Genomic DNA, 13,725 nt, shown 5'->3' with positions numbered 1-13,725 from the left:
GGGGAAAACACTTGGATTTGTTTCAACTTAAAACACGTCCTGTCGTAATTCGAAGAGAATTATTAGATCATTATGCGGAATTAGGTATAGATGAACAAGATTTAGTGATTTTGATTAAATTGATTTACGCATCAGAGACGTCTAATAAGCAGCCCTCTATAGAATTGCTTCAAAAAGGGTCTCATATGCAACCTCGTGAAATCACTGCCGTCATTCAAAATTTAATACAACACGAATTATTAGAATTAAATGTGAGTAAAGACGAAGAAGGTAAATTCACTGAGTATATGAATTTAGATCCTTTTTATGAGAAATTAAGCCTAATACTAAAGAAACAAAATTTAAATAACCAAGAGCAAGATAGTAAAGAGCAATTTAAACAACTATTTCAATTGATGGAACAATCCTTTGGGAGACCACTTTCACCCTACGAAATAGAAACATTAAACCAATGGATAGATGTGGATCAACATGATTTATCCGTCATTCAAGCAGCATTAGACGAAGCACTGAGTCAAAACAAATTAAGTTTTAAATATATAGATCGCATACTGTTAAATTGGAAGAAGAACAATGTTAAAACAGTAGATGACTCCAAAAAAATAAGAGAACAATTTAATCAGAAGCAACCTAAAATGAAACATGTAGTCAAACAAGTTCCTAAATTTGATTGGTTAAATGGAGAGAAACCAGATGATAAGTAAAAAGAAAGCATTAGAAATGATAGATGTCATTGCGAATATATTTCCAGACGCAGAGTGTGAATTAAAGCATGATAATGCATTTGAACTCACTATTGCTGTATTACTGTCAGCTCAATGTACGGATAATTTAGTCAACCGTGTGACACGTTCACTCTTTGAAAAGTATAAAACACCGGAAGATTACCTTAATGTTAGCGATGAAGAGCTTCAAAATGATATACGTTCAATAGGACTATATCGTAATAAAGCGAAAAATATAAAAAAATTATGTCGTTCATTACTCGATCAATTTGATGGACGTATACCAGAGACTCATAAAGAATTAGAAAGTTTAGCAGGTGTCGGACGAAAAACTGCAAATGTGGTGATGAGTGTAGCATTTGGAGAACCTTCTTTAGCTGTGGACACGCATGTTGAAAGAGTTTCTAAACGTTTAGGTATTAATCGATGGAAAGACAATGTTAGACAAGTTGAGGATCGTCTTTGTGATATCATCCCACGTGAAAGATGGAATAGAAGTCATCATCAACTTATTTTCTTTGGAAGATATCATTGTTTAGCTAGAAAACCTAAATGTGATATATGTCCTTTATTAGATGATTGTAGAGAAGGTCAGAAACGTTATAAAGCTAGTTTGAAGGAAGCGTGATTTATAGTGATTAAGAAAGATGATTTCGAACAATTAGAAACACTACTCGATAAGTTAGCGAGTCAGAAGAAGTTAAAATCTCAAGAGGCTCAACCTATTATTGATGATTATTTTGAGATGATACTTAATTACTTTAAACAAATTAATGAAATCAGTGAAATCAATTTTGATCACTTAAATGAGTATCCCGTAGTACCTATGAATTTTGATGAACGGTATCATTATATGATTGCTAGAAAATATCATTTTATGGGATATAGACAAATGAAAACGTTAAAAAGTGAGTTAATTAAAATGAATGCCTCTTATCAAATAAGGAAGCAGCGCAATCGTTAACTAAGCCTATTTAAAAATTTAAGAGTCAAATTGTGTTGTTATGAAAGGGAAGATGTTCCTCCAAACAATGCAATTTGACTCTTTTAATATATAAAAAGAGTCCCAATTTCAAAACATGAAATTGGGACCTTTGCTATATCAATTATGATGCTTTGTTATCAAATATAGCATTTAAGTTAAATAAACGAGTTAGTGCGTTACCAGAGCTACTTTGAGAAGAGCTACTGTTATTGCTAGAACTATTACCTGAGTTTGAAGATGAGCTATTGCCTGATGACGAATCACTATCTCCGTGAACACTACGGTTAGTAGTGTCGTTGTCTGGGTGACCTTTAACAGATAAGTTATCCGCATCACTACCATTAACATCATTAGGTTTCTTGAAGTCTTCACCATCTTTAGAAGAGATATCAGACATTACATCTTCGAATAAATGTTGTGGATATTCTTGCTCAGTATGTCCTACAAATGAGTTAGTACCGTATTGTTTAACTTTATTGAAGCCCATCCAAATTGACATTGAATATTGAGGGCTGAATCCGTTAATCCATACGTCCTTGGCTGCACTGTCTGGTAAGTTATATTTTTGATAAATTTCAGAACCATAAGTACCAGTACCAGTTTTAGCACCCATATTAACTCCTGAAACACCGTGTCCATAAGCTGAACCGTATGCTTTGAATGTACCTTTCAAGATTTCAGCTAACATATAAGCTGTATAATCTTTCATCGCTTTGTGACTAGTATGATCATATTCAATAGTGTCACCATCATTAGTGACTACTTTTTGAATAGAGTGAGCATTGTTATAAGTACCACCATTAGCAATTGCAGCGAACGCTGAAGCTAATTGAGTAGGTGAGAATTCAGAAGATGAACCACCAAGTACTTCAGATGGACCTATTTTACTGTTGTAATCTAAGCCAACCTTAGAAGCGAATTTCTTAGGCGCATCGTTACCTGCTTGTTTCTTAACTTGTTGCCAAGTTTTAAGAGCAGGAATATTGAAACTTTGACGTAAAGCATCATAAGCAGAAACTTTACCATGACTTTTAGTATCATAGTTTTTGAATTCTGAACCATCAACCCAATATGAAGATTCGTCTTGGATTGCGTGGTTAGTAGCCCATTGCATATTTTCAATAGCTGGACCATAAGCTAAGAATGGTTTTAATGATGAACCAGTAGGGTGAGCATCTGTAGCTTGGTTACGTTCTACGACATTTTTGTAGTCACGTCCGCCTGAAATAGCTACAAGACCACCAGTTTTACTATCTAAGATCGTAGCACCAACTTGTTGGTCATCATTTTTATAGTAGTTAGAACCACCATTATTAACACGATCTTGAAGCGTTTTTTGAACGTCTTTGTCCATGTTAGTGTAAATTTTAATACCACTTTGTAGGACGTTGCCTAAGTTCTTGTCTTTGAAGTATTTATTATTCATTAATTCTGATTCAACGAAGTTAACGTAAGAATCATACTCTGAATCATTATTATTAGCGTTCACTTGACGATCTTTCTTAGAGCGTTCTACTAAGTTCGCTTTTAGATCAAGTTTCTTAGCATCAGCATATTCTTTATCAGTAATTCTGTGATGTTTATGCATTAAATAGAGCACTGTGTCTTTACGGCTATTCGCTTCTTTAGGGTTATTGTAAATATTATATAAGTTAGGAACTTGTGGTAAACCTGCAAGATAAGCTTCTTCAGCTAAGTTTAAGTCCTTCAAGTCCTTGTTAAAGTAATATTTAGCTGCAGCTTTGACACCAGTAACACCATCAGAATAGTAAATTTTATTCAAGTAAACTTGGAATATTTCATCTTTACTATATTCTTGTTCAAGACGGTATGAAAGGTAAGCTTCTTGAGCTTTACGACCGATAGATTTTTGTTGTGTTAAGAATGAATCTTTAACAACTTGTTGTGTTAAAGTTGACGCACCCTGAGCACCAAATCCACCAGTTAAGTTCTTCCCAATAGCACCAAATAAGCGTTTATAGTCTAGCGCACCGTGATGATAGAATCGATTATCCTCTGTTGCTAAAACGGCATATTTCATGTGTTTTGGTACGTCTTTAATGTTGACGTGTTCATGACGTTGACCGTTATCTAACGTTTTAACTAGATCCCCATTCTTATCATAAATCTTAGCCGGAATTGGGTCTTCTAGTTTCGACTCAGTAAATGCTGGCGCTTTCCATGCATAGTAAGCAAACAACAAGATACCAAGTAACAACAGAACGAAAAAGGCGATAATCATAAAGCCGATTATCTTGATAATCGTTCTCTTAACATTCCTATTCTTTTGTTCGTCGGACTTCCCACCATTTTTACTATTATTTTTTTTAGGTTGGGAAGACCCTTTATTTTCCGTCATACGCGGTCCTCACTTTCATCTAATATCAACTTATCAACTGCCTTGAGGTAATTCAATCTTGGTTGATATTGATAAGGAATATGGTAACCATTTTTCCGAATTTCTTCAACTGTAATCGATTTTTTGATTTCTTGAGTATATCTTTCCCAGAAAAATTCAAACTTAGAATATGGCAATATATAGACTTCATCAAGTGTTTTGAAACGTATCATAAGAAAAACAATTCCCTTTTGAAGATATGTATTTTTCATATGTTCAACTTGATGTGCATGTATATTATTAAGGGGAAAAGAAGTTTTATTCTTGGTTTCCTTTGCCTCGAAATCGATATAATACCCATTATAAACGCCGTTATAATCGGTAGTTGAAGGTGTACGAAAATAAGCTTCATTAATCACAGCCTTACTACGTTTAGGATAGTGAACATTGACTATCTGAACGGGAGTAGGCTTCTTGTGAATGACTGCTATGCCACTTTTTAAATAGAACGTATTGGATTGTTCTATATCTTTTTCAAGCGACATTCCGCGTCCACCATATTCAATGTTACTTGAAAAGGGTGAAGGCTTTCGTCCGTCCGAAGACTTATTTTTTGAGTATGGCTTACCATTAGGATAATTCATAATATTCACCACACAAGTTTGATGAGAAAACTTTAGATATGTAAATGAAAAAACTCAATCAAACTCTAGTATTTGAATGTATATGTTATTTAACAAACATACATCATTCATTATTTTAACGTGATTAGCCTATTCTGTCACGATTTCTTTCATAAATGAAAGATAAACGTAATCTATAATTTATTATTTATTAAAATTATAGTTATTTAAACGAGACTTAAATGATAAAAGTAACATAAATCTTTCAAAACAAATTCACCGATAACAAAATTTTTTATAAATCCAATCATGTCTAATATATGAAAGAATGATACTTTGCATGACTTAAGCTTTCTTATTGTGTTAAATTAACTTTGTAGGAGGCATCCTAATGCGAAAACTAATAGAACAACTTATCTCGGATATTGATGAAATGAATCATCGTTTTGAAAGAGTAAAATCTTCAGAAGTTGATTATGACTTTTATAAGGTAGTAAAACCTTATGCACATTCGATTGATTCAAAACTTAATGAATTAAACAATTATTATCATCAAATCATTAATACGCCGTATATGACACCATTAAAATTTAATTTACTTATATCAAACATTCAATCGCTATCTGTAGAATGTCATTTTAAACGTACGAGTAGAAAGCTTTTCACAGAAAAAATAAAAAGCGTACAGTATGATTTAAAAAATATTTTAACGTATCATGTTTAATGAGGGAGAATATGGTTAAAACTGTATATGTTACTGGATACAAATCTTTTGAATTAAATATATTCAAAGATGATGCACCAGAAGTTTCATATTTAAAGAAGTTTATATCTCATAAATTAGAACAATTATTAGATGAAGGTCTAGAATGGGTGCTGATTCAAGGTCAAATGGGTATTGAGTTATGGACAGCTGAGGTTGTTTTAGACTTAAAGAAAGATTATCCAGAATTAAAGTTAGGGATTATCACACCTTTCTTAGGTCATACGCAACGTTGGAATGAACAGAACCAAGCTAAATACGCTTCAATCGCTCAACAAGCAGATTTTACGGAGAGTATTCATCATACTGATTATCAAGGGCCTTTTCAGTTTAAACAAGCAGATCAATTCATGCTAGATCATACCGACTGTACCATTCTAATTTATGACGAAGAACAAGAGGCAAGCCCTAAATTCTTCAAGACTATGTTAGTTGAATTTATGGATAAAACAAACTATACTTGTGATATTGTGACGTTTGATGAACTCACTGACTTCATCAACGACTTGCAGTGGTCTCAAGATCAAAGTTTCGAATGAGGTGGATAAAAGATGTCAGATGTTTCATTAAAATTATCAGCAAAAGATATTTATGAGAAAGATTTCGAAAAAACTATGGCTCGTGGCTATAGAAGAGAAGAAGTAGACGCTTTTTTAGACGATATTATTACAGATTATCAAAAAATGGCGGACATGAATAATGAAGTTGTTAAGCTATCAGAAGAAAATAATAAATTAAAAAAAGAACTTGAAGAGTTAAGACTTCGCGTTGCTACAACAAGACCACAGGAAAATAAAAACTTTTCTTCTAATAATGGCAACAACTCATCAAACAATGTAGATATTTTAAAACGTATTTCTAATTTAGAAAAAGCAGTTTTCGGTAAGTAATATAAATTTTTGTTACTTATTCACATGAAATTGTGTTATAATCGCAAAAGTGATATTTCGGGTAATCGCTATAGCAATATAGAGGAAAGTCCATGCTCACACAGTCTGAGATGATTGTAGTGTTCGTGCTTGATGAAACAATAAATCAAGGCATTAATTTGACGGCAACGAAATAACCTAAGTCACATGATATGGTTAGAATAGTTTGAAAGTGCCACAGTGACGTAGCTTTTATAGAAATATAAAAGGTGGAACGCGGTAAACCCCTCGAGTGAGCAATCCAAATTTGGTAGGAGCACTTGTTTAGCGGAATTCAACGTATAAACGAGACGACTTTCACACGAGCGTGAAAGTATGTAGACAGATGGTTACCACCGACGTACCAGTGTAACTAGTACACGTGATGAGTACAACGGTACAGAACATGGCTTACAGAAATATTACGACTAGTTTAGCTCTCCCTTATATATGGAGAGCTTTTTTATTGTTTATATTTATGGGCGCAAATGCTCTCATGAAAGCTATTTGTTAAATCATTTTCAAAAAATAAAAATGAGTTTATCCTTATATTAAAAAAAGATGATGAATTTGGTAAAATAGACTCAATATGAATAAAGGAGCAATGAAATGTTTCAATTATTAGCAGTCTGTCCAATGGGACTGGAAGCAGTCGTGGCTAAAGAAATACAAGAACTTGGTTATGAAACACAGGTTGAAAATGGGCGCATCTTCTTTGAAGGTGATGAAGCAGCAATCGTTAAATGCAACTTATGGTTACGTACAGCTGACCGCATTAAGATAGTAATGGGGCGCTTTGATGCTAAAACATTTGATGGTTTATTCGAACAAACGAAAGCTTTACCGTGGGAAACAATTATCGATAAAGAAGGTAATTTCCCCGTTCAAGGTCGAAGCGTAAAATCAACATTGCACAGTGTACCTGATTGCCAAGCAATTACTAAAAAAGCCATCGTCGAGAGACTTAAAAAGGCATACGATGAAAAAGGTTGGTTAAATGAGACTGGTGCAAAATATCCTGTAGAAGTTGCAATACACAAAGATAACGTTTTATTAACTATTGATACATCAGGTTCAGGATTAAACAAACGTGGTTATCGTCTAGCACAAGGGGAAGCACCAATCAAGGAAACATTAGCTGCTAGTTTAATTCGTTTAGCAAATTGGAAAGGTGATTCTCCTCTGATTGATCCATTCTGTGGTTCTGGGACGATTGCGATTGAAGCATGTTTAATTGCACAAAACATTGCCCCTGGATTTAATAGAGATTTCGTATCTGAAGAATGGAATATCATGCCTCCAAATATTTATGATGAATTGCGTGATGAAGCAGATAGAATGGCAGATTATGATAAAGAAATTGAAGTTTACGCATCTGATATTGACCCTGAAATGGTAGAAATTGCTAAACGTAATGCTGAAGAAGTTGGACTGGGCGATATTATTCAATTTAATGTTAAAGACGTTAATACTTTAACTATTGATTCAGAAGGACCAGTAGCATTAGTAGGAAATCCGCCATATGGTGAACGTATAGGTGATCGCGAAGAAGTAGAAGAAATGTATCGCTATATTGGTTCACTAATGAAGCAACATCCTTATTTATCAACATATATTTTAACTAGTAATAAAGAATTTGAGTATTTAGTTAACCGTAAAGCAACTAAACGTCGTAAATTATTCAATGGTTATATCGAATGTACGTATTATCAATATTGGGGTAAAAAACCCGATTTTAAAAATTAAGGTTTACTTTTTATTATTTCCGTGTAATAGTAGTAACCTAAATATTCAATTCATTCGCACTCTTATCTCGACTATAGTACAGTTGAATAGGAGTGTTTTAATTTTAAAAAATACTAAAAAATAAAATATTGAAGATGTTTAGAAAGGGGATTATAAATATGAAAACAGTATTAATCATCGGAGCTAACGGTAGAGTGTCTATCGAAGCAACTAAAATTTTCCTTGAAAACTCTAGTTTTAATGTAGATTTATTCTTAAGAAATGCGCACCGTATCCCTGACTATGCTTCTAACCGTGTAACAGTATATGAAGGCGATGCAAAAAACTTAGAAGATCTTGAGAAAGCATTAGATGAAGTTGATGTAGTCTTTGCAAGTTTATCTGGATCACTTGATAGACAAGCTAAGACAATTGCTGAAGCTATGGCTAATAAGAATGTTAAACGTTTAATATTTGTGGCAGCACCTGGTATCTATAATGAATTACCTGAACAATTTAACGAATGGAATAAAGAACAATTTGGTGATAAATTAAATCTATATCGCAAAGCGTCTGACATTATTGAAAATTCAAATTTAGATTATACTATCATCCGTCCAGGTTGGTTAACTGATAAAAATGAAAATGTCTTTGAAGTTACTACTAAAGATGAGACATTCAAAGGTACAGAAGTTTCACGTAAAAGTGTTGCTTCATTAGCTGTTCAAATCGCTAAAAATCCAGAGCTACATTCTAAAGAAAATATTGGTGTTAATAAACCTGGAACAGAAGGCGATAAACCTGCATGGTTTGATTAATAAATATGCTATTTAAACATAGGTTTTACTTTGTCTATGTGATAAAATTTAAAATATCATAACTTTTGAAAATTAGGGTTTGTCTTCTAGACTAACCTAATTTTTTTAATTTTTTTGAAGTTGATATACATAAATTTCTTACACTTTTGATAATAATCAGAGTAAAAACCTCTATTACATATCGAGGGATCTAAAGGGGATTCAAAACACATGGATAACACTGAACAATTAGATATTTTATATAAGTTGAAAAAGGAAGTTGAGAAATCGAACAACTATGCTTTAGTTAACACTATTAACCAAGTAATAAAAAAAGTATATCTTAATCAATTTACCGCTTCTTTCGTAGGTCACTTTTCAGCAGGAAAATCAACGTTAATTAATCTATTACTTGAACAAAATATTTTACCTAGCTCACCAGTACCTACAACAAGTAATACTGCAGTCGTGTCAGTCGCTGAAGAACCAGGAATCATCGCGAATTTACCTCACCAACAATACACTAAATTAAAAACTTATGATGATGTGAAACAAATGAATCGTCAAAATGTGGATGTTGAATCAGTAGAAATTAACTTCCCATCAAATAAATTTAACAACGGTTTCACACTACAAGATACACCTGGCGTAGACTCAAATGTTGCCACACACCAGTCTAGTACTGAACAATTTATGTATACGAGCAACATTCTCTTCTATACTGTAGATTACAATCACGTACAATCTGCATTAAACTTTAAATTCATGCGACGTATTAATGAAGTAGGTATTCCTATCGTGTTTGTCATTAATCAAATCGATAAACATAATGAGGACGAAATATCATTTGATACATTTAAATCACGCGTAGAGAAATCAATTAAAGATTGGGATATTGAATTAACAGATACTTATTATGTATCTAAATTTGAGCATCCAGAGAACCAAATTAATGAATTATCTGATTACCTCGTTCAAATGGATAATCACCGAGAATCTGTCGAAGATTACGTGAATCGTACTATCGATTTTATTACTGAAGCACAACTTGCTTATATCCAAAATGAAATCCAAGACATCATCGATACACTTGATATCGAAGAGGAAGACTTTGAGCAAGCTTACATGAAGTTTCAACAAAATCAAGAAGTAAGCGAAGAAGCTCAACTATTAAACGACTCTGATAAATTACTCAATTATTTAAAGCAGAAACGTAAAGATATTTTAGATAACGCTTATATCATGACACATGATATGCGAGAACAGTTAAGATCTTATCTTGAAAGTAAATCTGAAGACTTTAAAGTAGGCGGGCTTTTCAATAAGAAAAAGAAAAAAGAAGAAGAACAGGAACAACGACTGAATCAAGCTACTGATGCGTTACAAGATAAAGTGAACCAACAAATACGTCAGCCACTTCGAGAAGACATGTCATTCTTAACACGCTTTATAAATGACAGTGAAGTTAATAATCAAATCCTAAACCAAGATTACCTTATAAAGCCATCATTAATTTCTGATTTATATCAACCTCAGACAAGTATTAGCAATACGTATGTTCTTACATTCTCAGATGAAGTAGTGAAAGCTTTAAATAAACATATTGAACATGAATCAAACCCTATCTTCAAAGATGCTGTGAATCACGCTCAAGCAAGCGAGTTAACAACAGAAGATAATGAGGATAAACAGGAATATGAAAAATTCATTGAGTTGAAAAATTTAAGAGAATCGTTAACTACTCATAATTATCAACATTATTACATCCATTTAGATGATTCACTGGATAAATTAATCGGAAGAACTGAAGCAAATTTCGAACTTAAAGAGGAAAATTCAACGGCTTACCACCACAAACATGAACAGGTCAACCAAGATGAAGCAGAAACAGCAAATCAAGTTGATATTCAGAATGCACTTCAAGTAGTCGAAGATGTCCCTCTATTTGATCGTACGAAAAAGGACATCAAAGACACAATGCATCGCCTCAATAATCAAATCACTAAAATTGGTGTATTCGGAACTTTCAGTGCAGGAAAAAGTAGTTTAATCAATGCTTTATTAGGCGGTCAATATTTAGTAAGTTCACCAAATCCTACAACAGCAGCGACAACTGAATTATCATACGGCGAAGAAAGCCAAATCACCTTAAAATCATCTGAGCAATTATTAGATGAGGTCAACAACGTTCTTGAATATTACAATGCGTCATATGATTCATTAGAATCATTTATTAACAGTGATTTGAAGAAACTTAAGACACAACTTGAAAAGAATCAACTCGCATTTATTGATGCCATTGAGAAACATTATGATATGTATCTAGACATGTTAAACGAGGGAGAAGTCCATACCGTTTCTCAAGAAGACGTTAAAAAATGGAGCGCAGAAGATGAATACGCTACATTCGTTAAGACCGTGCATCTTAACCTTCCACTTGAATGGTTAAAAGGTAAAATTATCGTCGATTCATTAGGTCTTCACTCTAATAATCAACGACACACTAATGAAACTGAGCAGATTCTTACTTCTTCAGATTTAATCTTATACGTAAGTTATTTTAACCATTCATTCACGGATAACGATAAAGCGTTTATCGAGCACATGAAAGCGATGAATCAATTAAACGAGAATCAAGCATTCAAGATGGTTATTAATGCAGTAGATTTAGCTGAAAATGAAGACGACCTCAACGCAGTGCGTGATTATGTTGCAGATGCACTTGGACAAGTTAACCTTCATTCTGAGATATTTAGCGTTTCAAGTCGTAAAAGCTTAAAAGAGGGCGATCAAGGTATAGATCAATTGCGCGATAGCGTTCAGCGATTTGCTGATGTCGAATCTAAAACCATTTTAGAACAACAGATGGTTCATCAAATTCAACAAATGAATGATTCCTATAAAGAAATGATTGAAGAGTTCCATAATAATAAGGAACAAATACAAGCTAGACAAGAAAAATTATTAAACATTAAAGACCAAGATAGACTTAATAGCCAATTGATCAATACTACATCGCAACATACTAATAACGAAGTTGATGAACAAATCTATCATTTAAACAATAGACTCAATCTTCAATTATTAGACGAAGTGAAATCAGTTTATAACAGTCAAATGACTCAAAATAGTGATTTTAATGAAGAGAAAAAGATTTCTACTAAAACTTATCTTGATCAAATTCATCAACGATTATATTTAGAACAATCATTAATTACTGAAAGAATCAAAAAGTATTTTAATTCACAATTAGAAGAGCAAATCGCACCAATTATCAAGAAATTGAATCACATACACGTTCTAGTTAAAGCACAATTCGATGTAGAACCTGATGTAAAGGAAACACCATTTTTAAAAATAGATTTAAATGATATGATTGCAGCCTTACCGAAGCAATTAACAAAACGTAAAATACTAAATCCTAATTCACAGCGTGATATCCAAGAACAAATTTCAAATGTAACATTAGAATTGTTACAAGATGGTTTGAGTGAATTAAAACAAGAACTGAACGACTATGTTCAGCAGATGTCACTTCAAGCTGAAACGCAATTCAAACAATTAGAGCAACAAATTCAAGAACAAATTGATGAATTACTATCATTCAAATTAGATGATACGCTCATCCAACAACTCGAAACAAAATCGAAACAACTTGATGAAATCATATAAGAAGAAAGAAGGACGCTATCATGACAAATAGAGTATTACTCGTGGACGGAATGGCTCTACTATTTAGACATTTTTATGCAACGAGTCTACACAATCAATTTATGTATAACTCTAAAGGTATTCCTACAAATGGCGTTCAAGGCTTTGTAAGACATATCTTCAGTGCAATTAAAGAAATTAATCCTACACATGTTGCAGTATGTTGGGATATGGGGCAACAAACCTTTCGTAACGAAATGTTTGAAGGGTATAAACAAAATCGGCCAGAACCACCAGCAGAACTTATACCACAATTTGATTACGTTAAAGAAATCTCACAACAATTTGGATTTGTAAATATTGGTGTAATTAATTATGAAGCTGATGATGTGATTGGGAGCCTCGCTCAAACTTATTCTGATAACAATGAAGTTTTTATCATTACAGGAGATAGAGATATTCTCCAATGTATAAACGAGAATGTAGAAGTTTGGCTTACTAAAAAAGGATTTACTATTTATAATCGCTATACTCTAGATCGATTTAAAGATGAATACGGATTAGAACCCAAACAATTAATAGATGTTAAAGCATTTATGGGAGATACGGCAGATGGTTATCCTGGAGTAAAAGGTATCGGCGAGAAAACAGCTATTAAATTAATTCAAAATCATCATAGCGTTGAAAACGTAATTCAAAATATATCTGCATTGACACCAGCGCAACAAAAGAAAATTAACGATAACATTAACAATTTACATTTATCAAAATCATTAGCTGAAATTCACACTCAAGTGCCACTTGAATCAGAACAGCTCTTTAATGAAATGGCATACGCACATGAACTAAATAAAATACTTTCAATTTGTAACGAACATGAGTTGTATGTTTCAGGAAAATATCTAGCAAGCAACTTTTAATCATTAAACCAAATGGACTTATCGAAATTAATTCGTAAAGCCATTTGGTTTATTTTATACCCATCATCTACGCAACATAAAATTTATTTTATATAAATATTGTGAATTAATTTCACTTTCTTTATATAAAGTGATATTATTGTTTAGAACAAATAAAATATTGTTCGAAACTCTATTGTGATAGATGAGTGAGCATGCCGCATTCAAATTATGATTTTATAATCCGACATTAGCTCTAAATTTTATTAAACTCATTTTGAATGGTATTCATTTCATTTTTTAAATATCGT

The 13,725-nt window shown here is 32.8% G+C and carries 12 protein-coding genes and 1 other RNA gene; 11 read left to right on the top strand and 2 right to left on the bottom strand.

The window, feature by feature from the left end; translation table 11 throughout:
• The first annotated feature begins 11 nt into the window (after positions 1-11).
• The 3 genes from AC3WQX_RS04500 to AC3WQX_RS04490 are packed head-to-tail and all read left to right on the top strand — an operon-like array spanning position 12 to position 1,689.
• Positions 12-704 (top strand): DnaD domain-containing protein, encoded by a 693-nt coding sequence (locus tag AC3WQX_RS04500; RefSeq protein WP_002433943.1) that lies wholly within the window; start codon positions 12-14, stop codon positions 702-704.
• Complete coding sequence (gene nth / locus AC3WQX_RS04495; protein ID WP_023350253.1) at positions 694-1,353, top strand: endonuclease III; 660 nt, start codon at positions 694-696, stop codon at positions 1,351-1,353. Before AC3WQX_RS04500 ends, nth begins: the two co-directional genes overlap by 11 nt.
• Positions 1,354-1,359: 6 nt before the next feature.
• The gene (locus AC3WQX_RS04490; protein WP_023350254.1) at positions 1,360-1,689 is read left to right on the top strand and encodes a YpoC family protein; all 330 of its coding nucleotides are present in this window, start codon (positions 1,360-1,362) and stop codon (positions 1,687-1,689) included.
• A gap of 142 nt (positions 1,690-1,831) precedes the next feature.
• Here the strand turns inward: AC3WQX_RS04490 and AC3WQX_RS04485 are convergent, their stop codons facing one another.
• Both AC3WQX_RS04485 and recU read right to left on the bottom strand, forming a co-directional pair.
• Positions 1,832-4,069: a transglycosylase domain-containing protein gene (locus tag AC3WQX_RS04485; protein ID WP_023350255.1), complete on the bottom strand. Its 2,238-nt coding sequence runs from the start codon at positions 4,067-4,069 to the stop codon at positions 1,832-1,834.
• The gene (recU, locus tag AC3WQX_RS04480; protein WP_002433974.1) at positions 4,066-4,692 is read right to left on the bottom strand and encodes a Holliday junction resolvase RecU; all 627 of its coding nucleotides are present in this window, start codon (positions 4,690-4,692) and stop codon (positions 4,066-4,068) included. Before recU ends, AC3WQX_RS04485 begins: the two co-directional genes overlap by 4 nt.
• Before the next feature lie 370 nt (positions 4,693-5,062).
• Here recU and AC3WQX_RS04475 point away from each other — a divergent pair, with 370 nt between their 5' ends.
• The 8 genes from AC3WQX_RS04475 to AC3WQX_RS04440 all read left to right on the top strand — a co-directional run bounded on the left by AC3WQX_RS04475 (position 5,063) and on the right by AC3WQX_RS04440 (position 13,435).
• The gene (locus AC3WQX_RS04475) at positions 5,063-5,395 is read left to right on the top strand and encodes a DUF1798 family protein (RefSeq protein ID WP_023350256.1); all 333 of its coding nucleotides are present in this window, start codon (positions 5,063-5,065) and stop codon (positions 5,393-5,395) included.
• A gap of 11 nt (positions 5,396-5,406) precedes the next feature.
• The gene (locus AC3WQX_RS04470) at positions 5,407-5,973 is read left to right on the top strand and encodes an SLOG family protein (protein ID WP_023350257.1); all 567 of its coding nucleotides are present in this window, start codon (positions 5,407-5,409) and stop codon (positions 5,971-5,973) included.
• Between the two features lie 12 nt (positions 5,974-5,985).
• On the top strand, positions 5,986-6,324 hold the full coding sequence (gpsB, locus tag AC3WQX_RS04465) for a cell division regulator GpsB (RefSeq protein ID WP_023350258.1): 339 nt from the start codon (positions 5,986-5,988) through the stop codon (positions 6,322-6,324).
• 53 nt (positions 6,325-6,377) lie between these two features.
• Positions 6,378-6,761, top strand: an RNA gene (rnpB, locus tag AC3WQX_RS04460) — RNase P RNA component class B.
• 190 nt (positions 6,762-6,951) lie between these two features.
• Positions 6,952-8,088 carry a THUMP domain-containing class I SAM-dependent RNA methyltransferase gene (locus tag AC3WQX_RS04455; RefSeq protein ID WP_023350259.1) on the top strand — a complete coding sequence of 379 codons (1,137 nt, stop codon included), beginning with the start codon at positions 6,952-6,954 and terminating at the stop codon, positions 8,086-8,088.
• A gap of 158 nt (positions 8,089-8,246) precedes the next feature.
• On the top strand, positions 8,247-8,885 hold the full coding sequence (locus AC3WQX_RS04450; RefSeq protein ID WP_023350260.1) for an SDR family oxidoreductase: 639 nt from the start codon (positions 8,247-8,249) through the stop codon (positions 8,883-8,885).
• Positions 8,886-9,095: 210 nt separating this feature from the next.
• The gene (locus AC3WQX_RS04445; protein ID WP_023350261.1) at positions 9,096-12,536 is read left to right on the top strand and encodes a dynamin family protein; all 3,441 of its coding nucleotides are present in this window, start codon (positions 9,096-9,098) and stop codon (positions 12,534-12,536) included.
• Between the two features lie 20 nt (positions 12,537-12,556).
• Entirely contained in the window at positions 12,557-13,435 is an 879-nt protein-coding gene (locus tag AC3WQX_RS04440) for a 5'-3' exonuclease (protein WP_023350262.1), read from the top strand.
• The last annotated feature ends 290 nt before the right edge of the window (positions 13,436-13,725 follow it).

The sequence above is a fragment of the Staphylococcus sp. FW104-15G4D genome (assembly GCF_058790135.1).
The sequence above is the reverse complement of the archived record's forward strand: the minus strand, read 5'-3'. Positions and strand labels throughout refer to the sequence as shown.